Here is a 24,999-nt window from a genome sequence, read left to right as displayed (position 1 = left end):
GATATGGATACCGAATTAAAAAGACAGATCAAAAACAGTATTGAAGATAAACGAGCTGACATAATAGAACTGATTGAACTCGGTCGAGATCTTGCGACAGATGAGCCAGAACATATCAATCATGGCCCCAACACTTCAATGGGAGTGCCCAAAAACACCTTACCCAAGTGGGATGATATTCAATTATTAACAGCTCAACTAGCAAAAAAACCTTTATTTGACGGGGAAACTGTCAATACTCAGCTGGTTATTGGTCCCAGAGCTAAAAGCCCTTTAGTGTTGGATATACCCATGTTTGTTTCAGACATGAGTTATGGTGCCTTATCAAAAAACGCAAAAGTAGCATTAGCTAAAGGTGCAAACTACGCAGGTACTGGCATTTGCTCTGGCGAAGGAGGAATACTGGCAGAGGAACTGGCCGCCAATAATCGTTACCTGTTTGAAATGGGGACTGCTCGAAACGGTATTAAGCCAGGTAAAGAAGCAGAGTTTTTTGAAAAATATAACGGCAAAGTTAAAGCCTTCCACTTTAAAGGCGGGCAAGCCGCAAAAACGGGTACTGGCGGTCATTTGCCAGGCGCTAAAGTTACGAAGGAGATTGCTGAGGTGCGTCATATTACAGAAGGCCAAACAGCAATCTCTCCTCCTACCTACGAGGACTTTACAAGTCCGGATGAATTCAAATACTTTGCTGACCTGATAAGGGAAGGGCTGGATGGCGTGCCCATTGGTTTCAAAATTAGCGCAAACCATATTGAACGTGATATCCAGTTTGCTTTGGATGCCACTGCTGATTACATCATCCTTGATGGTCGGGGCGGCAGTACAGGGTCTGCACCCAATATATTTAGAGATCATATTTCTGTTCCAACTATTCCTGCGCTAGCCCGAGCAAGAAATTATCTTGATGCTCAGGGAATAAAAAAGGGAGCCTCAGATTCAGTAACCCTAATCATTACAGGTGGGCTAAGGGTCCCGGCTGATTTTATCAAAGCTATGGCGCTAGGAGCGGATGGTATTGCTTTATCAAACAGTGTGCTGCAGGCAATCGGTTGTGTTGGCGCAAGAATTTGTAATTCAGGTAACTGCCCTGCAGGAATTGCTACTCAGGATCAAAACCTGGTTAATAAACTGAACATAGCTGATAGAGCGGATGATCTGGATAGTTTCTTTTATGCCAGTACACACCTTATGCAAATTATGGCAAGAGCCTGTGGCCACGATTCATTAAGTAAATTTTCCATGGACGACTTAACTACTTGGCATAAACAAATATCGGAATTAACCGGTATCGCTTATGCCGGAGTTACAAACTAGAGACAGCAGGAAATAGTAGTGGGTAATGTAAATACAGCAATAGCTCTTGGTACAGAGATCGACAAACTGATTAATCGCATTGTTATAAACACAGATGGGCCAACTAGAGAAAAATATGTGGAAGAAACCATATCAGATAAGAAAAACAAACTAGGTAACTATAGTAAACAAGTGAAAGTATATGCCAACTGTTTGAATCATATTGGTAAATATATTTTTGATGAAAAGAATTATGGTCAGGATGAGGTCGATACTTATAAGAATATACATAGAACTTATGACTATAATTTTGAAGATTCCACCAAAACAGCATTCGATACATTAAAAGCCAAAATGGTTGCATTGCAAACCGAGTTTAACGACAAACCAAATAGCACAATTGACTTATCTCCTACTACAGTGCATGCAGCTCAGGCTTATCAAAATTTAATTGATGGAATCCCAAAAATACCTTTTAGTAATTGGGAAAAAATAGGGATCAAAATGAATGATGATCTTGATGGTATAAAACGGGAGCTAGCTGTAATAAAAGAAAAAACCAAGGAAAATGTAAATCTATATAAGGGACTAAAAAATGGCAGTATAGTGCCCAGTGCGGATGGCCCCATGTATATTTCCTTTGTTAATATGGGGCAGGGAGATTGCACTTTAATTCGAACGCCCAAAGGAAAAACCATAATGATCGATTGTGGTGAGCATGGCACACTTTCACCAGGGGCCTACGATCAAGCCCGTATTGTTAACGAAATAACCAGTAATCAATTCTTAAATGGCAGCAATAAAATAGATTATCTTATCCTGACTCACAGGGATGAAGATCACCATAATAAGTTGAAAGATATATTCAGTGACAACAAATTAAAGACGGTCAAGTTTGGCACCCTTATTCATAGTGACGTGTTAATCTACTACAAAACGACAGATACCTGGCTAAAACCCAAATGCGACTTTGTTGAGGCAGTCCAAAACAACGAAAGTGACACTAAATCCAGTTTTACCATAGGTGCAGACGGGCAAGTCGTTGTATTACAAGAATCAACCTTAACAGTATCCATTGTCGCCAGCGATGTTGGCAGGGGAGACAGTACCAAAGGAAAAAAAATAAAAGTAGACGGTGGAGACAAAAGTACTGATGCTAACAGAGGCAGTATTGTCACTTTGCTTGAAGTCGGCAGTGACAAAATATTAATTAGTGGTGATGCAACAAAGATCACTGAAGGCTTCATCTTGAAGCAATATAAAGATAAAAACCTGTTAAAAGATCTTACTTTAATGACAGCGGGCCATCATGGCAGCGATACCTCTTCGACTACAGACTATCTGAACAAATTAAACCCCAAATATATAGTGATTAGCGCGGGTTATAAAAATACGCATGGTTTGCCAAGAAAAGACGTAATCGACAGATTAAAAGGAATATCAAAACTTACAAAAGGAGAGGCCGAACATAATGTTTTTCATAGCGACGGAAGTACAGAATCAAGTTCAACAACCGGTAATAAAATATATAAATTTACTAAAAGTGGCACCGATGGGATTAAACATGCACTTTATGTAACAGGGCAACATGGAACTCAAAATTACTGCTTTAATTTAGGCTCGAATATACTGCCTATGGGCTTTCGGAAAATATAAAGGGAGTCCATTATGAGTTTAGCTGAATTAAAACAATACATTAGTCAGAGCATCCAGTCAGGTCAGTTACAAATCAGCGAAGCTTTTTGCCGAGGAGTAGAACTTGACTGCAACAAACTAAATAGTTTCGTTGATAAATACTTTCCATATAGCAGCTGTATAACCGTAGATCAGCTTGAACCTCCCTGGCTGGATATGACTTCGGTAGTAGTAGATGGTGTTGGCAAAGGAGAGGTTTTTAATAATCTGTCATTGGAATTAAGATTTTTTATTATTGATAGTCAGCCAGACCAAGACCAGAAAGCAAAACCGCAGCTTGGGCTGTTTATAACAGCAAAGGGGCAAAATTGTTGGCATCTAACTGACTCATTTACCACCATCAAAAATGTTGATGAGTTAAGCTTTAATCGCCCTATATATCGTTTCGCCACCCATAATGGACTTGGAATGACAGGCGAAGGATTATACTTTAGAGGCAAACCGCAATTTGATAGTGAGTTGTCAACTCTAAAACCTTTGTTACCTGCGGTTACCGAGCAGCTTGCAGGGCAAGTTGAATTTGAAACAGGTGGGCCAGTATTTGATTTTATTGGCGAAATCAACCCTGCATGTAACCTTGATTTTCTTAACATAGAAAACCTGGGTTACACTCTGCATAGCCGTTCTTACTTTAACAACAGTGACTATCAGCTCCATAATCAAACCTATATGTCCTTTAAAGGGCTGGTAAGGTTCGATAAAGATAACAAACTTCCGATAGAGCTCACGGTATTTGGCACAGAAGAAGTACAATTAGACATTCAGCCTGACGATCTTTTTCAAACGGGCTTACAGAAGTTAGAGCACTTTGCCGCGGATCAGGACTTGTCCTTACCCGCTAATATGTTTTCCTTTGCTCAGAATATTCATATTGACAACATTTCCGCTAGAGTTGACCTTAGCCCTGAACCAAGCGTTAAAGCCTTAACCATAAACTTGGCGAAAACCTCCGACGTCACTTGGACCTTGATTCAAGATCTTATCGAATTATCAGATTTGAGTGTTCAGCTTCATCTTGATCGCGGTCTTGATCACAAAAGCGGGGCTACAACAGTATCTGGAATTGTTGAAGGGCTATTTAATATTGGTCAATCCGGAGTCATCAAACTTAAAACCTCATTTACAAAGCAACAGGAAGCCAACTCATATTACCTTTCAGGCGCTCTGCAGAAAGGACCTCTAAAAACAGCAGAAATCTTTGAATATTTTCTGCCATTTTTACCAGAGTCTGTGCCGAGTGTGGATATAGAGAAACTCTATTTCGAGCTTGATTCAGCCTCTGAAAATTACAAAATCGAGTTTGTTGCAACCAATAATGACTGGTGGATCATTCAGAATAAACTTGCCATTAGAGAGTTCTCTTTTCGCCTGAATAAACAGCAACCAACAATCAGGCTGGATGCCAGGGGCAGCTTCGAACTCTGTCAATGCCAATTTTTTATTGAATCCTTTTACGATACAGATACTGGTTGGCTGTTTGAAGGTGGTTCAGCAGAAAATCAAACCATACCATTAGGCAACATAGTTGTAGAATTTGCTTCTCTGTTTGATGTTGGCAACATAGTTCCTGATTTTATACAAAACACCATACTTGAAGACCTATTAATCGAATTTAATGCGGACGCCAGTCATCTGTTGTTTGGCGGAAAACTTTCGCTATCCATTATGGACACTCCAGTTGTCATCGAAGCTTGCGTGCGAGTTGATGAAGAAGAAAACCGTTATAAACGTTCTATAAAGGGTCAGTTGGAGATCGGCAAAGCCCAGTTCTCATTAAGCTTTGAAGCTGAAAAAGAAGACGAACAGCAAAAAGAGCTACTCCACGGCGATTGGAAAATGCAGGATGATCAGACTCTAGGCCTTGATGACTTTACCGAGTTCTTTGGTCTTCACTGGCCAGTTGGGAATATCATTGATATTTCTCTCAAGTCTGCGTCAATGGATTATCTAGAAAAACAAACGGAGAAACAAGAAACTGGAACACCTGCTGTTGAAAAATGCATGGAATTTAACGCTAAAGCAGAAGTATTTTCAACAGGTGCGCTTTTCCAAAAACATAAGGTAAAGCAAGAAACAGAGAAAAAAGAGCAGGACAAGGAAAGTCAACCAGAACTAACGGAAGAATGGGGCTATTTGTTGGCTATGGGTCTTAATAAAGGCAAAACGTTGTGGGATTTGTTGCCTCAGTTAAAGGTTATTGAAGACTATCTAAAAATCTCCGACCTGTGTTTTTCAGTCAGTTCATTTCCTGAAGATACCGCGGTTAAACTGCTCAAACAAAAATCACCAATTACAGATCTAATACCTCAGCCTTTCTTGCCAAAAGCGGGTGAAAAATCCAAAAAGAAATCTAAGGTTAAAATTGCTCAAGGTCTTAATTTATATGGCTGTCTGGAGTTTGGTACACCGTTATTTAGCGCTCTGCCTGCACTTATCGACTTTGGTAATGACTCTGATGAAAACGGCCAGATTAAGCTGTATGCGCTGATCAACGAAGAGGATCAGGAAAAAACGCTATTTGAGGCTCAAATCGAAAATGTCACCCTAGTCAGTCTGATTAAATTTGACCAATTCGCTTTTAGGTATACGCCAGCAGAAAAAGATAAAGCTGAATTTATAGGCGAAGGCAAAATCAAAGGGTTGGAAGTTGGCTTTGACGGCAAACTAGAGTTGACCGAGCCGCAAGCCAAGTTTGATTCCGAGTTTGTCTTGATGGAAAGCCCTTTGGGTATTCCGGGTATTAACTTTGACAAGGCCAGTGTGCATTACCTATGCGTCTATGCAACCAAAGCAACTGAAGATACCCCAGCGAAAGAACAAATATCTGAGCTGTCGCTGACTGGTGAAGTATCACTAGGAGATCTGATACTCAAAGGAGAAATCCTCTTTAAAGACTCTGAAGCCGCTGTTGTGGCTATGAAACTGGACGGCAGGTTATCTATCATAGCTTTGTTCGACCAAGTATTAGGTGGCTTGTTAGGAGACATTAAAGAGATTCCAATTCTTGAACTTTATGACGGTCAGATTTATTACCAAGGCACGGGAGAAAAAATAGTCTTAAATGAACACACTTACTTACCGGGTTTCCATTTAAATGGTCATTTCGATATTTTCGGTGTGGCATTTGATGCCGATCTTGGTTTGAAACAAGACAAAGGTTTAGAAATAACAGGTAGCAAAACCAAGCCGATTGATTTGGGACCGATCCAGTTTACTGGCAAAGAACTAGTCGAAAAAACAACAGATACAGGTGAAAAGGAAAAAGTCGATACAGGGCCCTCACTGGCTTACATAGCCACAACCGATGAAAAATCAGCAGAGCTTGGTTTTGGTTTCCACTTCCTTGGCCTGACCTTTAAACAAGGAGGACTGGGTTGGCATCGAGAAAAGCAGGGAGAATATTACAAGGGTGCCATTACCTATGATGGTAGCTTAATCGGTATTAAAGATCCCAGCCTTGAAGTTAAGTGGTCAGAAGACAGAGGCTTTGAAATCCTTCACTGGCCTATGGAGCCCATAATAGAAGCGCTGGATTTAATGCGGGAAATGGACAATTTCAGCCTTAGTGGCAAATCCACCTGTGAGTCGATTAAGAAGTTACTGGGCGACATATTAGAAGGTGAGTTTGACGTTGATACTCAACTGCAATTTCCTACCAGGTTAAAAGATGAGGGTAGCAGGTCAGGTTATTACGTGCCTTTGTGTTTGGACATAAAATATACCATCTATGTTAACCCGCCTCTTATCGATAGAAGACCAGTTCTTACTGCAGCTCTACCTACTTTCCATCTGGAATTTCATATTCCAACAGGTGCCAATATAAACGCTCTGCTTAAAGCGATAAGTGATAGCGTTTTGGGCAGCGTAAAAGACATGATCAATACCCTGATGGATGACCCTGTTGCCTTTGGCGAGTTCCTAGCAGCCATTGCTGGTATGAAAGCCTTTGACAAAGCCGTTGAAAGTTTCCTGTGCCGAGGCTCAAAAAACAAAGCATTGGAAAAAGAAGCTAAAAAAGAAGCTAAACGCCGCACCGATAAAGATTCCAAGAACAAAAAAGATCTGGATAAGGCGAGAAATGCTCGTAGCACAGGAGGTGGTGGAAGCGGCGGTGGAGGACTTGGTTTATGGCCATTAATAACTGTAATGGGGTTAGCGTTTGGTGCAATGAAAGGCTTTGGCAGCGCACTTGGTCTGTTAGAACTATTTATTCCTCGTGGTAAAAAGTCTGAAGAACAAGAACAAGCTGAAAAAGACTACCAAGAGGCCAGGGGCATCTATGAAGAAAGCAAAAAAGAGTTCCTTAGTTTGTTGGCTACAATTGAGCTCGACGCTGAATATACTGACAAGTGTCTAGCGGTCAGCTGGTCAAAAATTGAAAAGGGTGAAAAGAACGAAGAGGATGAAATTGATGCAGAGCTTATTTACAGCCTACGAATCTTAAATGAAAACGAGGACACTCTGTTTTCTGACAAATATGTTGACCCACAAACAAAAGTGAAGCTTGTTGACCAGAACTGGCTGCAAGAAGGACAGCCTATAACCATAGAGTTACAGGCACAGATAAGCACATATCCAGAGCTGATAGGTCAACCTATTACTAAAAACATAGAGCTAATTGATATAAATAGTAAATGGCGGATAGGCCAAGCTCGCATTGGCATAAATACACGTCCAAATAAAAAAGACTAGGAACCCATTATGACTGATAAGAATACAGTAGAGCGATTGATTTACCGTAATGGTGAGTTGCTGGACGCCAATGATTTAACTCATGAACAGCAATACCATATCAACCAACGTCAGCAACAGACTAGGGCACTATTTACCCCTGGAGTGTTATCTGGATTAGGAGTTTCTTTTAATGAAACTCATATCTCATTGTCATCTGGTTTAGCTATTGATTCTAAAGGCCGGCAAATAGCGCTAGTAAGTAAGGGGCAATTTGGTAATACTCAAATTGAAGCAGATGAACATGGTGTGTTTAGTATTCCACTTAATGACTTGACAGAAGAAAACAGCAGAATTTATATAGAGTATGGTTACGAGCAGAGTTCTGGTGATAATCGCCAAACCAGTTGTCCGAAGATTATATTATTAGGTGCTGAAAAAAAAGCGCCAGAAGAAGCCGTTAGTTTATCAAGAGACGACCGTTTTGCTCAATTGAAGACTGAATTTTTCCCCCATCAGACCGAGCCTAAAGCTGGTAGTAATATTCTGTTCAGCGACGGAAAACCTGCAAAGGAACTAGGTAAAGAAGATGACAGCTGTTTTGACAAAATCAATAACGATCTTTATTTAAAAACTTCAGCTGGTTGGCAATTACAAGGTAACTTAAAAGGGCAGGCGGGTGCACAAGGAGATACTGGAGCGCATGGTGAAAAGGGAGAGAAGGGAGAACAAGGTCCCGCAGGACATTGTGGAGTTTCAGACTCTGGACTATTTCGCCGGGTAGATAATGAACACTTAGAAACACCTATCATTGGCATCGAATATTATTCACCACAACAGCACGGCGGTTTATATGGCAATATTTATCGTATTTACATAGGTAGTAACTATTCGAATTCTTCTCTTATCACTACATCACCTAGAGGAGAATTAATCGACTCAAATTTGCTTGTAAAACAGCTAGGCTGCCAAACGGTTGTTAAAAATGCATCCTATAGCGATAATAGTAATGAAGCCAGATTTCAGTTGCTTGATAATGGCGAATTGCGATTGAAAATATCATCTGCTTATGAATTAAAAGGTGGGTGGGTTGATTTTACTCGGGTCGAATTACCCGATAGTGCGGGTAAGCTGGCTTTACATAACCTAATCAGTCAGAGCAAAATAAAAATATCTGCTGTCAAACAGTTGGAAAGCTTTGAGCAACTGTGTAAAGGTGTGACATTAGCGAGCGGCAGTGCACAGGCCTATTTAACACAAAAACAGTATGTTGATGCAGGTTACCCATTAGAAATAGTCCTGAATACCTTAGGTGTTAGAGCATTGATGCGGTTGGTGCCACCTTTAATGAGTGGAAGTGAGCACCGTCCTCACTTGGAACCTTATTACGTAGGGAAATTTCAGATTAGTCAAATAGAATGGCAGCGAGTGACAGGTTCGACACCAAGTGAGTTTAAACTTGATGATAACCCAGTGAATAAAGTAACTCGTCAAGAGTGTGTTGACTTCGCTGCAAAATTGAATAGTGATCTGGTGGGCACTGGTTGGGAAGTTTCTTTGCCAAGTGTAGAAGAATGGATCCATGCTTGCCGTGCAGGTACTACAACACAATATTATTCCGGCTCTCTGCCATTGAACAAACAAGGCAAGGAGTTATCTGGTATGTCCCCAGCACAAGCCCATAGCAATGATATGCTTAGAGTTGGCACAATAGCGCCACCTAATGCTTATGGTTTGTACGATCTTTATAGCTATATTTACGACTTTACCATGACCAACGACTTTTCTGGTCAAGATATCTATTTGCGGGGTGGATACTATGGCGGTTTCTTTGGAAGCGAACAACACAGTGGTTCAGATCCGAATGGACCCGCAGCCAACTTTAAAAGCTTTAGATTGGCCCTAAGATATGTTGGAAAGTAATAACTTTTTGTTGGCATATGTATATGTTTTAACAGGTAATGCCACCAGCTAATTAGTATTAGAGGGGTTCTATGTTACTTTCGAGGGGAAAATCCCTAGAACCCCAAACTGTGGGATTTTTTGCAATATGTCAATTCACCAGCTCATCCCTCGATTTGGTGCCACAGGATTAAAGTTCCGGTTCAACAGGTTATCAGCAATGGCATCACTGTGTTTACACTTGGTTGTTACCTTATAAGTTACTCGTTGAGTAACAACTAAGCCAAGTGTTGCCATTAACTTTTGAACGCCATACCCTATGACGGTGACACGTTATGGGAAACGTTGAGAATAGTAGAAAACGTCACAGATAAAAGGCCATACAGCTGTTTTGTAGATAGGGGTTATCAAGGACACATAGCAGCGCGTTATGATCTGTATATTGCAGGGCAAAAGCGCGGAGTGACACCGGGCATTAAGAAGAAAGCTCAAGCGGCGCAAAGTGATACAACCAACCATCGAACATGCGACACACGGGTGGCAACTTGGGTCTTAACTGCTCAAAAGGAAAGCTCGGTGACAGGTTTAGCGCAGTGCTTGCTGGCGTAGGCCAAAACTGCCGTAGAATTCTAGCCCAACAGCTGCTTTTTTATGCCTGGATTTTATACCAGTTATTAGCAGTGAAAAGCGCTGCGTAATAACAGAGTTGTCGGTAAAATTAATGCCCAGTCTGGATTGATTGAATTCAGCCAGCTTAGGCAATAAACGTCAATATTCAGGAGCGACTAGTTAGGTTTCCTCAACCCTTTGAGTGCAGAATTAGAGCTTAGGCGGTATCTTTGGAAGGCGCAAATTAGTGGTAGGTGTCTGCGATTTGCTTAACCAATTGTAGATTTTATAAAGCTATGAGTGTTGTACTAAACGTAAATTACTACTAAATAACTAAGCCAGATAATTACTTAGTTTTCATGAATGGAATGAGATGTGTCATATTTTTTAGAAGAAATAAATGATGAATACAAAGGAATACTTCAAGGTGATGTATTTAAAGTAGGTTCAAATTGTGGTGATATTTTTGGGCCGATAGAAAAGTTTGTTGTTGTTATCACTGCGGACTGTGACATCGTAAACAAGAAAATGGGAGACTACTTCACTGTTCTTCCTATGATTAGCACTGAGAGCTACCTCGAGGAAGTTTGGCTGAAGAAAATTATATCAGATGAACAGAAATCTTATATGCAAAAACTAGCCGAACATATAAATAAAGAACCAGAATTTAAGAAACTAAAATGTAATGATATGAGCGTAGGTGAGCTTGAAGACTGGTTGAGTAAAGAGGTAATCGAATCAATACTGAAATCATTAAATATCACGATTTCAACAGAGAAATCTGGGATAAAGGAAACTATAGATAAATACAATGAGACTTTAAAGGTAAATTGTATTAGAACATTTGTTGATTACCGGAAGTTTCTAGGAAAATCAGTTGCTAAGATTGATAAAGAAATTAAAGAAGCAATTCAAAAAAACATGAGGGCTGAGTTTCAATTCATTCCCGATTTAGGTTTAAGCACCGAAACAGGAGTAATAGTTAAATTGAGAGATATTAGAGCTATTCATAAAGATAGAGTTTTCATAGACAGCATGGAGTTAAAGGTAGCCCAAATAGACCCTAACACTTGCATAGAAAGAATTGGTCGTTTCTCAGATTATCTTAGATACAGTATTACTCAAAATTTTTCTAGCTTGTTTTCCAGAATTGGAATGCCGAAGACATTTGAAGATGATATGGATGCTTCTATAAGTTTAATCACCGAATCTATAGTGGAATAAAAGATATGATTAAAACGCTAATAATTGATGAAGATACAGTGAATGTCCTTTCATACGCTTCAATAAAACCTTTGTGGTTTAATGATTATAAGATCCCAGATTCATTCGAAAAAAGAATAAAGCGTGTTAAAATTAACGATAAATTATTTCTAATATCATCAAAAACGACTTTAAAAAGCAAGTTACTTGTTATTAAAGTTGATAACAATGGGGTATTTTCGGAACTAGATGAGAAAGATAGAAGTATCGCATTCGATAGAGTAATAACTATAGCGCTTAGCCAATTTAGGGAATCAATTTCACCCGGTAAAGGATGGGGGCGCTATGTCTCAGGGAAAAAGTTGTCAATTTATGCAACAACACGTACTCAAAAAAATAAAAAAAGATTATATTTTGATACTTCCCCCATCGATACTAACCATATTTACGCCTATGCATTAAGCAGTGATACTAATGGCTTTGATAATATTGAAGTCGATGAAAGCTTATTTTTAGATTCAGTCACATTAATTGATGAAGCAATAAATTCTAATTGGCAAAACACAGCAGAAGCTGATGATAAAACACAGTATGGAATAGAACTTACTGAGGACTTATATCGCTCTTTTGGAGAACATTTTACGTTTGAAGAATGGTATAAAAATAAGCTTACTAAAGAGCAGAGACTCTTTGTTGATAAAAGTTATGATGAGCCTGTTCGATTGAAAGGTGCCGCTGGTACAGGAAAGACACTAGCTTTAGCTGTAAAAATTTTAAAAGATGCATACAGATTTGAAGCTGAAGGGAAAAAGAAACGTTTACTATTTGTTACTCATAGTTTTGTCACAGCACAGTTAGTTGAAGATATGTTGGACTCTATGGATCCAGAAAGAAATTGGAAATCTTTGGAGCATGTGAAAGTTAAGATAGTTTCTTTATATGACTTAGCACAGGAGTTACTCAACTATAATTTAAAAAAGTTTACTCCAATATCTAAAGATGGCAAAGAAGGTAGAAAATTTCAGTTTGAAATACTTGAGGAAGTATTAACTAGCAAACTTCAGGAAGCTAAATTTAAAATTGGAGTGTTAGGTAAATGTGAAGAGCAATTTAAAGACACTCTGGAAAATGCAGAAAGTAGAAAGTCCTTATTACGTGAGATTCTTAATGAGTTTGCATGTGTATTAGATGCTGAAAATATAGTTATGGGTTCAATCAATGGGGATAAGTATCTGACATCGTCTCGTGAAAACTGGCAAATGCACTTGCCAACTGAGCACGAAAGACGAGCAGTATTAGAGCTACACAAGGGCTTCAGAAAGTATTTGAAAGAGTTAAATGTTCTAAGTATGGATCAAATGATTGCTGATTTAAATAGGTACTTGATGTCACATGAATGGAACCATATATGTGAAGAGGAAGGCTATGATGGAGTATTTGTAGATGAACTACATTGCTTTACTAGACCTGAAAGAATGGTTTTTCATGAGTTATTTCGATTGAACAAAGCATTTGAAACTAAAAAAATACCTCTTTTCATGGCGTATGATATTAAGCAAAGTGTAGATGATAATTTTATTTGTACTGTTAAAAAAGGCTCGGGGAGTGCACTATTAAAATCCACTAATGTTGGCAAAACAGACTTAGTAGAATTGACTAAAGTATTTAGGTATACGCCAGAGATCGCAAAGTTTTTAGGTGATCTTGATGGTTCTTTTCCTGCTCTAGATCTTGCAAGTGAATGGAATGAGCTAACTTTAGAGGCTAATACAACAAGTGGTGAGAAACCAACGCTAACATTGTATGAAGAGCCAAAGGATCTCATAGATAGTGTTTTCAAGATCGCAAGTAGACAAGCAAGAATGAATTCAGGAAAGAAAACGGTCGCAATTCTTTGCTCCAATTTTGATTTGTTTGATGAGTACCTGAATGCGGGACGTGTCAAGAAGTATTATGAACCGATAGAATCAAGGGATGATGTAACAAAATTAGGTAGATTAAAAGGGAAGTGTATATTTTCTATGCCAGAGTATGTTGCAGGTTTACAATTTGATATAGTTTACCTTATAAATCTGGATAGAGTAGAAGTTGATGAAGAAAATCCAAGTTGTGGGGCATACAGACGATTTGTTTCAAGAGTTTACTTAGGTGCAAGTAGAGCAAGGGAAGAACTGCACATTTCTGCATGCGAGTCTAGACAAGGCCATTCACCAATATTAGAGCCTGCTCTAAATAGTAGAAGCCTTTTGTTGAGTTGAAAAGTTGACGGTTATGCGGGCTATGAGCAAACGCAGGCGACACTGGTTGGTTGCTGGGCGCAGGCAAGACGCAAGTTCAAAGAAGCCGCAGATGCGCAGGCCAAGGGTAAAACTGGTAAAGCGAACTGGGCGCTCAACCATATTCAAAAGTTATATCGAGTTGAGACTGCAAACAAAACAGCAAGCGCAGAGGAGCGGCAGGCTGCACGGGTACAACAAAGCGCACCGCTGCTGGCCCAGTTTAAAACCTGGTTAGATAAATCAGCACAAACGGTGGTACCAAAATCGAAGCTGGGCGAGGCCGTCCACTATACGCTAAGGCAGTGGCCGAAACTCATTCGCTACCTCGATGACGGACATCTAAAGATAGACAACAACCGGGCAGAGCGCGCTATCAAACCGTTCGTCATAGGGCGAAAGAACTGGCTGTTTAGCTTCACCACAAGTGGCGCTGAGAGTAGCGCAATCCTCTACAGCGTGATCGAAACAGCCAGAGCAAACGGCCACACCCCATTCGATTATGTGATGCATTGCTTAAAYGAATTAGCCCAGCCACAGTGCGATATCGACRGTTTACTGCCCTGGCATGTTAGCCTCTAGGTGTAGTTAGCCGTACGCTTACACTCTATTGCTGGATAGTACTTATTAAGCCAGTCTAATTCTGCTAACTCTGAGTAATCTTGTTGCAACGTTTGCTCTCTAGTTTGATGTCTAAAGTTTCTTTTTAGACTTATTAAATAGCTTGAATACATTTTTGCAACGCGTTCCATTGAGTAGTTGTTTTCAGCCCATTCTCTACAATGTTTTGAAGAAATTTTATCTATATTTTTGGTTGCCCAGTAAAACTGCTCTTCGTTACGACACCTAAATCCTGTGAGGCCATGTAGATTATTTTCTGGAATGCCGCCCCAATCACTAGAAATTACAGGTGTACCACTCAACATGGCTTCGATCATAACGCCCCCAAACACTTCAAGAACAATAGTTGGCAGAAAGAGAGCTTTGGCCTTTTTAAGTAAATGCTTTCTTTTATTTAAATCAGCATAACCCACAAACTCAACATGGCTTGGAATTGTTTTATAACTTAGGTGATTGATATCTCCCGGACCTGCGACAATAAGCTTAGCGTTGGCTTTTCTCGTTGCTTCAACAGCTATTACTAAACCTTTATTGGGATCCATCCTACCAAGATATAAAAAATAGTTATCTTTAGCTTCACAGTATTCGAAATCATCACAATCAAAATAGTTTGGTATTACTGCGTCGTAACGTTTGGGATGTGTTATCCCCAATTGACCGTAAACATAGCTCATATGAGCATATGACTCGAATATTTTAAAAGGAGCAAAACATCCCTTGCCATCGTAGCCGATGCCTGGTTCTATGATGAAACATTTTTCCTCGAACATGGATACCGCTTCTTCCATACTATTACCCCAAAAGCATAAAATAGCGTCTCCAGCTTCAACTCTAATTTCTAGTTCTCGTTGAACATTTTGTTTAAATTTATGATGAACGATGTCCAATGTGCTGTGATTGCAATAACTATCTTGCCAACTTTTACCGCCGTATGCTTTAGTTAAAATGTCGTCGGTCATCACAGTTACATGTTCATGGCAGTCAACCTCTGATCGTTCATGACCATAATGAATGATCTTAAAAAAAGGTTTCATCATTTTGCAGAATTTGACGACTTTTTGCGTGAAGGCGCAAAACAGATAGTCCTGATTTGTTGTTACGGTATGAGGGGGGGCTAGTACATGCAATATCATTTGTGTTCTTCCATTATTTTGTTGTTTTTATTGGATTCGAAAGTTCTTAAAGATAGAAGGTGAAAATTTGCATGGTAAATCTGCAGAAAATTCTTTCCCTTCAACAGTTAGGACACCTCTCGTAGAGCATGACTTATTATAGCTATCTAAAAGCAAATATCCGTCGCTTCGAATATCCAGCGAATTTATCTTTTCGATGTATCCGTTTGCTTTTTCGAAACTCGATGGACAACTGGAATGTTGGTATATTCTTACTCGCTCTTCGCGAGTTTCGAATGAAAAAAAGCCATCACATGCCGACGTCATAAAATGCCTAAAAATTGCTTTTTTTAATATGTGGTTAGGAGTGGATTTATTAATTATTATTTCACCGATTAGCTGCTGATAGCTTTTTATTATCGCTTCTTCGGGTGGGGGAATTGAGTTGCCAGAAGTGAGCGCACCTAACGCCGTTTTACTTTCAGGAGATATATTACTCACGAAGTGATTGAGACTATTTTCTCGAGTGTTAAGAAGTTTTTGTCGCCAGTAGTGAAAAAATTGTTTTTCCCCAATTAAGTGATGTAAAAATGCATGTCCGCAGCTATAGCGGCCTGGCCAATACTGCGTTCCCGGTATTACCTTATAGCTATGCTCAAGCGAACAGGTGAGCTTTTGAAGATTATTTTGTGTGTCAAACTGCTCCCTATCGATGAGCTTTAAATTGAGCTTGGCTATATTTGCTGCGAATTCAGCACCACCTTCGCTAAGCCAGTGAGGTTCATGACTGTCATTACTTGTCCAAATATGGAATACTTCGTGAGCGATAAATTGTTCTAGGTGTTGAGCAATAGCAGGGCTAAAATTGAGGTAACGTTTACCACCAAACCTTAAGACAAAAGTGTTACCATTATGCACTCCGCCATCATAAAAATCAGACTCTGGACTCTCGAAGCTTGCAACAATGGTTAACTTTTTATCATTTGATAGTGCTAATTCTTTACTGTAATAACTGTGAAACTTTTTGAAATTTTCAGTTATCAGATCACTTAGCCATTGTGGTAGATTATCATTGAAGATGAAGTTGAATTTACTTTTCTTACTGACGAGCACTGATTCTTCGTTAAAGTTAAATATTAAAAAGTTATTTTTCTTCTCTACACTTACCAGTTTTTTGTCTTTTTCTGCGAAAAAAGTGATGCAATTTTCTTCTAAACTTTCCCATTCGTCATCTGGCTTTATTTTCATTGCAATTGGAGTGATTGCGGTCATGAATACGCCATGAGAGTCTCCTAAATTCACGTATGGCGCGTATGTTGCGTTAATATACTTATTTAAGGGGGATAGAAGGAATGAGGTAGTTAAGCCTTTCTCATTCATTAGAACTATGTTACTACTATGATGAGCTATATTTTCCCTCTGGTTAATATTTAAAAATGCAGATTCTGTTTCTTTCGATGCGTTGAGTTTCAATGCAGTGTAAGGTTTGCTAGCTCGATATTCGACCTGCAATCCTTTTGGGCTTTGTTTAAGTATTAACTTTACAGGAAAAGTACAGCTCTCTTTTGCGAAACTAGAGAATGAAAGTATCATCGAACTAAAAAATATAAAAATCTTAATCATTTTACTTCCCTTCTATAATTTTAAGAATTTCATCTTTAGGATAGCCATTGGAGACTAAATGCTGAGTAATTTCAAAATATAATGCACTTATTGCCTCGCAAAACACGGATGGGTTATTAAACCCGTTGTTTTTACTGTATCTATTTTCTAAGTCTCCGCCTCTGCAGAGCTTCTCCCATACACAGTCTTTACAGCCTTCAGGTGTTTCTTTGTAAATTTTATCTATCTCTTTAAAAATTTCGTGTTCCAAAAATGATCTTAATGTGGTTTCTTTTACGTTGCTTGTTGGCGCCATTTTTCGCCATTCACTCGTTGGAATGAATGAATCATCAATGGTTATCGTTCCATCTGATTGAATACAAATTATTTGATTGTTTATTATTTCTTTTCGATCATATGGTCTATTGTCTCCTCCTTCCCTCTTTTGAAATATTCTAAATTTGTCTTCAATTTGACGTGTTGAAAAATTATTAGTTTCTCTCCAAAGATTAAAAATATCGAGCACTGCTTTTTTATAATCATTGATTGTTGTATTGTTAGGGAATGGGTCGTCATGACTTATATCTGGGAATAAGAAGCTTAAATTTTTTATATTTAAATCTTCAACTAAGTGCTCAGTGATTTTTTTATAGTCAAAGGTGCCATTTAATACGCTAATGACACCTGGCTGAGTAAGTCGTCCTTCGGAGGCAGCCTTGGTTATAAGTTCAGTGCCCGCCTTTATTTTGTCATAAGAGCCTTTACCATTGTGGTCGATTCTGAATTTATCATTGAAGCTCTTTGGGCCATCAATACTTAAGCCTGGACTCACCTGATATTTCTCGAAGAGCGTAATCCACTCTTCAGTAACTAGAGTTACATTAGTTTGTACTGATAACTTCAACTGGGTATGCTCAGACAGCCCTTTACTTAGTTTTTCACATAAATCTGAAAACTTTTTAAGCGGAAGCATCAAAGGCTCCCCACCATGTAAAGCTATCTCGATAACAGAAATCTTTATTTCTTTTAATGAACGAAGGAGGAAGTCAATTAAGTCATCAACAGTTTTGCCTGAAATTAATGCAGGTCTATCTTTGTAAGAATCATCGCCACCAAAAAAATAATAGCAATATGTACATGCTAAATTACATCTTTCAGATACTTTTAATATAACCTGCAATCTATCTATAGACTTTAGCATTATTATCTCTTTCTATTTTTAGGCTAAAAGTAGCCCATGCTTTTGCATTACATGGGCATAGATTTATACTTATGAACAGCGCTGGCTGTAACTTCCAGAACCTTGAGTGTAACCACTCCCATCATTTCTCTGGTCGTAACTTCCTCCATTTTGTCCATAGCCAGGATTTGAGCCACCACACTGGGCGTAGTTTCCACCTGAAATGGAAGGTAATACTTCAGGCTCTAGTAGCTTAGTCACTAGTGGGCTTTCTGTTACCTTTCCCTCGTGTTGTTGTAGTTGGTTGAATAAATTACTTTTTTCTATCATGAGCTTTCCTTGTAAAAGATTGTTATTAATATCTCGAATTACAGAAGTCTATGTCTGGAGGCATTACTTCGTAATTCATTCGTAGTGACGTTGTCATATCAATCAGCTCTTATTGGCCTTAAAAGTTAATAATGTTTACTTTTGTACCTTAATGCTGAACTTTTAATTTATCAGTACGTAAGTTAAATGAAACTATCTAAGTGGGTAGTTTTGAGGCGACCAACTTTTGCCAAATGGTTATAGCTGCTGAGGAGTTGCGAGTGATGCTGTTGCACCGAAAATTGTTTGATGTATACCGCTTCAGATAACAGCTGCTATCAATGTGAAAGTAAATGAAGGGTTGTTTTTATTGAGATGAAAGCATTTGAATGTTAATGTTGAGTTTAAAGGTAATTTTTATGTGATCAAGGAGGTGGGTGTGTCTTGCTGTTTTTCTAAATTATCAAGCCGAGAGCGTGATGTATTACTACTTTTATTATCAGGGAAGTCCTATAAAGACATTGCATTTGAGCTGCATGTTTCATCAAATACCGTGAAGTTTCATTGTGGAAACATTTACGACAAGCTGGGTGTTGCCAATAGAAAAGTGCTGTCGGCTAGGTACTTTAGACATGATGTATTGGAGCAGAATGAGGCTGTAAATGATAAACTACAATACAATGACGCCAAAGAGCCTATCATTTAGCTTGCTATTGTTTATTAAAGCTCAAAGGGAAGCAGAGACAAGCTTAAATTTAACAAAGACTTGTCACTACTTGGCAAACCATTCCTGTAAGCTTTTAGTCGCAGTGGCTGTTTTATCACAACGATCAACATACCTTATTACCTTCGTAAATTTAGCAACCGTCTTATGGTTTGCTTTTAGACGCGCTTTACCTGCTACTGGCCTTTATTGATATGCTTATTTATCCAATCTTGGTAATAAGATACACGCGTTAATACTGCGGTTGAACCGTATTTTCCTAAAGTATAATTTTCCAAATCGCCTTCAATTTCTCTCCATGCAGCTAATCCAACCAATACCGGAGTTGAGCCTTGATAAATGATTGCTGCACCGCCGCTATCTCCTGAGCCTATAGTGCCTTCTAACGGTAGCGCATCGGCTCCTTGTTCGAAGGTAAATCTGAGCCAGTGTGCTTTTGCTTCTGTGATCACGTTGTTGTAAACATGCATTTGATAGTCGTCTTGAGTGAAAGCCCAATCTGAGAAAAATTTGGTGACTTGATACCATGCATAGGTAGTTAGACTTGGTCCTTCAGAGTCGTGCTCTTCACCCGTTATTCCCGTTCCGATAGCGCCGCGACCAAACCCGGTTATTTCCATGCCTAACTCTTCATTTCCCTCATATATAGCGATGGGTTGAATGTGTGTCACAGGCTTACTTAAGCGAATTAACGCAATGTCTTTGGCGTTATTTAGCTGCTCCATAAGCGGTGCCGGGTCGCCTTCACTCCAATCACCTTCTACCTTTTTGTAATCCGGGTGAATAATGATTTGTGCGATTTGATTTTCAACGCCATGTACCATGATAGGTTTGTCTTGGTAGTCATACATAAACGTATAAATGACGTGAGCTGGTGCCAATAACCAATGCTTATCGATTAACACCGAACCGCCTTGAAATGGCATATCAACATAAAACTGCGGAATGCTGTTAACCTTATACAAGTCAGGGTCAACATCATGTCTTTTGACAACCGCATGGTTCTGAAAAGAGGTAAACATGAGCAAAAAAATGGCAAGGTATTTCATCATTATTCCTTATTTATTATATTGTTATTATTTCCAAAGTGGCCAATAAATCATCATACTGAAACTTTCTTTTCAATGCATCAATAAATGTACCTATTTTCATACGACGCTCGCTCCCTCAAAAATATCTGCACGCTCACCAGATTAAAATAAATAAAAACAAATGGTTATTGTCATGCTATGACGCCAAAAATATTGCAAATTAGCTGGGAAATATGATTGATAAGAAATGTGACTGGTGCAATCAAGTTTGTGAGGTAACAGCACTAAGGTAAAGTTAATTTACGTGCTCTAGGCTATTTGCCGTTTATGCAATCAAAAGCGAGTTGCTTGCAATGAGATCTCTGAAAGCTAAATCGCTTTGCGGCAATCACATAAAATAAATTGAAAGGAACAACGCATGATAAGGATGATATTTGCAACTTTTCTATTGCTTTGGGGCATGCAGGTTAGCGCTCAAGAGCTTATCTTATCGAAGGTCGTCAAGTTAAATGTTGACTCACCTATCACTATTTCGCATGTGTCTGAAACGTTAGTGTTGGCGTTTAAAGACAGTAAATTACTTCACGAAACGTTAGATCCGCAAAAGTTTGTACCTGCTGTTGATTTATCTGGGCATGAACATCAATTTGTACGGAGTTTATTTGAGGTCGATTCAAGAATGAAATTGCCTGCTTGGCTCAAGATACTTTCAGAAGAGGTCGCAAGCACCTATCAAATACAGAATGTCCAACAAAAATCTATTCAAGAAATTACGATATTTAGTAGTTACAACAAAGAGGAAACACACGGGATAGCGTTTGTTCTTGAAGCGCAAGTAATTCATAAAATAGAGGTTTTTGGACAACAATTACAGTTTGAAAATGTGATAAATAACATAGCGACAAGGTTTTAGGGATCTAATAATCAAAGTGCTGTGCCGGCGATCCAATCACTGCTGCTCAGCACGTTAAGTTACTGGCTTTCGATTCGCTAAAACTATCTAAGGCTTTGCTGTTAATCCAGTTAATCCAATCAAGCTTCAAATCTAACCACACTTGACCTCAAGTTCACTTGAAGTAGTACAGTCACCTCTTATTAGCATGGCGCAATGGTAGGAGTGGTAACGCATGTTAGAAGATACGGTAAATACAGAGGATCAAACTGCGCTGGGAGCCGGACAAAAGCGGGTGTTGTTCAGCTTGGCTGTGGTACTCATTTTGCCAACGCTTGGCATGAGTAGTATCAATGTCTTGTTGCCAACACTTGCTGAGGAGTTTGGCGTGGGGCAGGCATTGGTGAATTGGGTCGTTGTGGCATATTTGCTTTCGCTTACCGCGTTTATTCTTGGTGCTGGCGCTGTTGGAGATAGCGTTGGCCGAAAAAGGGCACTTCGCATTGGGATCAGCGTCTTTTGTGTGGGCTCCATTGTCGCTGGGCTGAGCGTAAACCTTTGGATGTTGATTGCTGCTAGGCTGTTCCAAGGCATTGGTGCTGCGCTGTTATTATCTCAAGTATTTGCACTGGCAAGCGTTGCGATGCCAAAGCGTAAAGTTGGACTTGCAATGGGGCTACTCGGTACTACCGCTGCGATTGGCACGGCACTGGGGCCACTGCTAAGTGGCGCAATGCTAGAGTGGTTATCATGGCAGTTCACTTTTTGGTTGATGATATTGCTTGGTGGTGCAGCTTACTTTTTAATAGCAAGATTTCTGCCTGATGATGTCGCAAATCCACCTGAGCCGCAGCGTTTTGATATTATTGGAAGTGTGTGGCTGTCGGCGTCATGCCTATTTTATGTGTTGGCTATGCCATCGAGTAGTTCGTTTAGCCTTGTCTTGCATAGCGTATTTTTCTTCTTTTCTGTGGCTTTTATCTACTGTTTTGTAAAAAGCCAAAAGCGTGCTCAATTTCCACTTGTGAGTTTGGCTTTTCTGAAACACAAGCTACGCAACACCTCGTTAATCGTGAGCTTTATAGTTGACGCCATCGCGATGTCGACATTAGTTGTCGGGCCTTTTTATCTCACTTATGCGTTAGGGCTGAGCCCGGTCACGGTTGGTCTTATTGTGTCTATCGGGCCTTGTATTGCTGCTGTCGCTGGTTATCCATCAGGCGAGGTGGTTGATCATTTTGGCATCGCGTTTGCCATGTTTTTGGGCTTGCTGATGATCCTCATTGGGACAATTAGCTTTGCAATCCTACCTTCATTATTTGGACTTTATGGCTATGTTGTGGCGTTATTTGTGTTAACTCCCGGAAGGCAGTTGTTTCTAGCGGCTCACCATACCTTTGTGATGACGACAGTAGCCGAAAAAGAAAAGGGCATGGGATCAGGGCTCATTAATTTATGTAAAAACTTAGGGCTAATGACTGGAGCCTCATTACTTGGTGGTGTATTTAGCCTGTTGTTGCAGGTAAAGAGTGCGGCCTTGGCAAGCTCTGCACAGCTGAATATGGCATTTTCAATGACCTTTTTACTCGCCGCACTGTTTATTTTGGTCTCGCTCGTTGCCGTATTTGTGATTAGCCGAAAGCAAGCGTTTTAAAACTGGAATGCGTATTTCGAAAAATTTTTTCCGCCTTTTTTCAAACTTAAGGTTTTCTTAATTTTCGCTTTTTAAAGTTTTTACATCAGAACAGGAAAGGTGTGAAAACGATGGGTGAAGCACTACAAGCAACAAACTCACAAAGTCGTCTTAGATGGGCAAACAAGACTTGCGGTGCGCGCGCTGAATTGGAGCACGCTATCCACAGTGGTTTTGCCCATGCTTTTGGCGCTGACATTCATGAGTATTATCCCCTTTTAAGCCATTTAAACTACCGCCAAAGCGATTGCTTTTTAGGTCTTAGATTTGCAGCCAAAGACGCATTATTTGTGGAGCAGTATCTTAATCGTGCGGTAGAGCAGTGCCTCTCAACGGTTTCAGATCGTAATCATATCGCAGAACTTGGCAATTTGTTCTCAACAGGCCGAATGGCAACGTTAAGCCACTTTATTGTACTGACTCAAGCACTGCTTGAGAGTGATATCTGCTACTTGGTGTTTACGGCAACCAAACAAGTGCGTGCATTGATGAAGTTATGCCAAGTCGAGGTTAACAAGATTTCTTTGGCACACGGCACTATCGCCTCAGCCAAAGATTATGGCAGCTATTACCAATGTGCTCCCATGGTTTGTTCGGTCGATTTACATCAAGCCCTGCAGGTGATCACAAACACTGAAATGTATCAACACTTACTACAAGGACTCGAGGTGGAAGTCGCGAGCTTAAAAGAGGCATTTTTATATGTGTGATTTCTTAAAAAAACTGCCACATCAAGACAGAGATGTGATTTTACAACAAGGGCAAACTCGTCTCACTTTTGCTGAGGTAAAGTCTTACACGCAAGCATTGGCTGAGCGCTTTATTGTGATGAGTGGCGAGAGTGTTGCGGTCTCTCTAGACAACTCTATCGCTTGGTTATTGGTAGATTTTGCACTATTACAAGCGAATAAAGTGTCTATTCCAGTACCTCATTTCTTTACCACAGCGCAAGTTGAATACACCCTTGAGCAGTCAAAAGCAAACTGGTTGATCAGCGATACCAAGCTTGAAAATAGCGCTGAATATTCGGTGTTAGATGTCTATGGTCAAGCAATCTATGTATATCAAACTAGGTGTGAAAGCACGGGAGCCTATTTTCCTAAAACGCAAAAGATCACTTATACCTCAGGTTCAACAGGCGCACCAAAAGGCGTATGTCTGTCGGTTGAAAACCAGCTTGTCGTGGCGAGCAGTTTATGCGAAACCATCGCACTTAATCGGCCTAAGCACTTATGTTTATTGCCGCTACCAGTGTTGCTAGAAAACATCGCGGGTGTGTATGCGCCGCTACTCAGTGGTGGCATGGTTGAGGTAACCGAACTTGCGTCGCTAGGCTTTTCGGGCAGCCAGTTGCTATATCCACAAAAGTTGCTGCAAAAGATAAGTGAAGTACAACCAAATAGCTTAATTTTAGTGCCTGAGCTGCTGCGTTGCCTGATAAGCGTTGCACAGCAAGGGTGGCAACCCCCTGCAAGTTTACGCTTTATTGCGGTCGGTGGCGCTAAAGTTGACACTGAACTGCTACAGCAAGCTAAACGGCTGGGCTTACCTGTGTTTCAAGGGTATGGGCTTTCCGAGTCGGGGTCTGTTGTTGCACTGAATACTGGTGAGCAAGATGGCAGCGTTGGTAAGTTACTGCCTCATATTCAGGCACGTATTGTGGCAGATGAGTTAGAGATCAAAGGTAATAACTTTTTAGGTTACTTAGGCGGCGAAGCGATAGCCCAAGATGCGTGGTTAAAAACCGGCGATAGAGTGTCCAAGCGTGAGCAGCATTTTGTCATCGAAGGTCGGCTAAAAAATCTTCTGATCAATAGCTTTGGACGCAATATTTCTCCCGAGTGGCCGGAGTCCGTTTTGCTTGCTTATGTACCTTTACTGCAATGCGTGGTGGTGGGTGATGGCAAGCCATTTTTAACGGCGCTTATTTACACCCCGACACAACTAACAGCTGCTGTGATTGATAACGCCATTGAGCTTGCCAACCAGCAACTCCCTGATTACGCCCAAATAAAATGTTATGTGCGCGTAGAGGAAGCCTTTTCGGTAGGTAACGGCATGCTTACCGCGAACGGGAGACCTAAACGCGACGTGATTTTAGCTAATTTCGCGCAGCAAATTTCAGCGCTTTACTCCCAGAATCAATACGAAGCGGCAGAGCCCGTAGCTTCGGTTTAAAAGGA

At 40.0% G+C, this 24,999-nt stretch carries 17 protein-coding genes and 2 pseudogenes; 13 read left to right on the top strand and 6 right to left on the bottom strand.

Translation table 11 applies throughout. From position 1 onward, the window contains the following. Positions 1–3 precede the first annotated feature (3 nt). The 4 genes from DS891_RS09135 to DS891_RS09120 are packed head-to-tail and all read left to right on the top strand — an operon-like array spanning position 4 to position 9,585. Complete coding sequence (locus DS891_RS09135) at positions 4–1,317, top strand: FMN-binding glutamate synthase family protein (protein ID WP_174169599.1); 1,314 nt, start codon at positions 4–6, stop codon at positions 1,315–1,317. 18 nt (positions 1,318–1,335) lie between these two features. Next, a complete protein-coding gene (locus DS891_RS24810; protein WP_174169598.1) occupies positions 1,336–2,952 on the top strand; it encodes an MBL fold metallo-hydrolase in 1,617 nt (538 codons plus the stop codon). Positions 2,953–2,964: 12 nt separating this feature from the next. Then, a complete protein-coding gene (locus tag DS891_RS09125) occupies positions 2,965–7,683 on the top strand; it encodes a hypothetical protein (RefSeq protein ID WP_174169597.1) in 4,719 nt (1,572 codons plus the stop codon). A 9-nt stretch (positions 7,684–7,692) separates the two neighbouring features. After that, on the top strand, positions 7,693–9,585 hold the full coding sequence (locus DS891_RS09120) for an SUMF1/EgtB/PvdO family nonheme iron enzyme (RefSeq protein ID WP_174169596.1): 1,893 nt from the start codon (positions 7,693–7,695) through the stop codon (positions 9,583–9,585). Positions 9,586–9,735: 150 nt separating this feature from the next. Here DS891_RS09120 and DS891_RS24540 read toward each other — a convergent pair. Further along, positions 9,736–9,879, bottom strand: a pseudogene (locus tag DS891_RS24540) (IS3 family transposase); the annotation flags it as partial. A gap of 30 nt (positions 9,880–9,909) precedes the next feature. Here DS891_RS24540 and DS891_RS09115 point away from each other — a divergent pair. The 4 genes and pseudogenes from DS891_RS09115 to DS891_RS09100 all read left to right on the top strand — a co-directional run. Beyond that, positions 9,910–10,173, top strand: a complete 264-nt coding sequence (locus DS891_RS09115; RefSeq protein ID WP_174169595.1) for a hypothetical protein — start codon at positions 9,910–9,912, stop codon at positions 10,171–10,173. A 375-nt stretch (positions 10,174–10,548) separates the two neighbouring features. Continuing rightward, on the top strand, positions 10,549–11,397 hold the full coding sequence (locus tag DS891_RS09110) for a hypothetical protein (RefSeq protein WP_174169594.1): 849 nt from the start codon (positions 10,549–10,551) through the stop codon (positions 11,395–11,397). A 5-nt stretch (positions 11,398–11,402) separates the two neighbouring features. Further along, positions 11,403–13,634 carry a UvrD-helicase domain-containing protein gene (locus DS891_RS09105; RefSeq protein WP_174169593.1) on the top strand — a complete coding sequence of 744 codons (2,232 nt, stop codon included), beginning with the start codon at positions 11,403–11,405 and terminating at the stop codon, positions 13,632–13,634. A gap of 3 nt (positions 13,635–13,637) precedes the next feature. Further along, positions 13,638–14,234: pseudogene (locus tag DS891_RS09100) on the top strand (IS66 family transposase); the annotation flags it as partial. Here the strand turns inward: DS891_RS09100 and DS891_RS09095 are convergent. The 4 genes from DS891_RS09095 to DS891_RS09080 all read right to left on the bottom strand — a co-directional run bounded on the left by DS891_RS09095 (position 14,231) and on the right by DS891_RS09080 (position 18,497). Next, a complete protein-coding gene (locus DS891_RS09095; RefSeq protein WP_174169592.1) occupies positions 14,231–15,406 on the bottom strand; it encodes a glycosyltransferase in 1,176 nt (391 codons plus the stop codon). The pseudogene DS891_RS09100 and the gene DS891_RS09095 overlap by 4 nt on opposite strands. A 27-nt stretch (positions 15,407–15,433) precedes the next feature. Beyond that, a complete protein-coding gene (locus tag DS891_RS09090) occupies positions 15,434–17,008 on the bottom strand; it encodes a hypothetical protein (RefSeq protein ID WP_174169591.1) in 1,575 nt (524 codons plus the stop codon). Position 17,009: 1 nt separating this feature from the next. Then, complete coding sequence (locus tag DS891_RS09085) at positions 17,010–18,188, bottom strand: radical SAM protein (protein WP_010603837.1); 1,179 nt, start codon at positions 18,186–18,188, stop codon at positions 17,010–17,012. Between the two features lie 69 nt (positions 18,189–18,257). Then, entirely contained in the window at positions 18,258–18,497 is a 240-nt protein-coding gene (locus DS891_RS09080; protein WP_010603836.1) for a hypothetical protein, read from the bottom strand. 418 nt (positions 18,498–18,915) lie between these two features. Here DS891_RS09080 and DS891_RS09075 point away from each other — a divergent pair, with 418 nt between their 5' ends. After that, positions 18,916–19,182 (top strand): response regulator transcription factor, encoded by a 267-nt coding sequence (locus tag DS891_RS09075; RefSeq protein ID WP_211865235.1) that lies wholly within the window; start codon positions 18,916–18,918, stop codon positions 19,180–19,182. Between the two features lie 194 nt (positions 19,183–19,376). Here DS891_RS09075 and DS891_RS09070 read toward each other — a convergent pair whose 3' ends face one another. Further along, positions 19,377–20,252, bottom strand: coding sequence for a trypsin-like serine protease (locus DS891_RS09070; protein ID WP_238536683.1), 876 nt, complete (start codon positions 20,250–20,252; stop codon positions 19,377–19,379). 397 nt (positions 20,253–20,649) lie between these two features. Here DS891_RS09070 and DS891_RS09065 point away from each other — a divergent pair, with 397 nt between their 5' ends. From DS891_RS09065 to DS891_RS09050, 4 genes are all read left to right on the top strand, one after another. Then, complete coding sequence (locus tag DS891_RS09065; RefSeq protein ID WP_174169590.1) at positions 20,650–21,144, top strand: hypothetical protein; 495 nt, start codon at positions 20,650–20,652, stop codon at positions 21,142–21,144. 214 nt (positions 21,145–21,358) lie between these two features. Next, on the top strand, positions 21,359–22,777 hold the full coding sequence (locus tag DS891_RS09060; protein ID WP_174169589.1) for an MFS transporter: 1,419 nt from the start codon (positions 21,359–21,361) through the stop codon (positions 22,775–22,777). A 110-nt stretch (positions 22,778–22,887) separates the two neighbouring features. After that, entirely contained in the window at positions 22,888–23,526 is a 639-nt protein-coding gene (locus tag DS891_RS09055) for a thermostable hemolysin (RefSeq protein WP_174169588.1), read from the top strand. After that, positions 23,519–24,994 carry an AMP-binding protein gene (locus DS891_RS09050; protein ID WP_174169587.1) on the top strand — a complete coding sequence of 492 codons (1,476 nt, stop codon included), beginning with the start codon at positions 23,519–23,521 and terminating at the stop codon, positions 24,992–24,994. Before DS891_RS09055 ends, DS891_RS09050 begins: the two co-directional genes overlap by 8 nt. Positions 24,995–24,999: the final 5 nt, after the last annotated feature.

This window comes from Pseudoalteromonas sp. JC28, assembly GCF_013319255.1.
GTDB lineage: Bacteria > Pseudomonadota > Gammaproteobacteria > Enterobacterales > Alteromonadaceae > Pseudoalteromonas.
The sequence above is the reverse complement of the archived record's forward strand: the minus strand, read 5'-3'. Positions and strand labels throughout refer to the sequence as shown.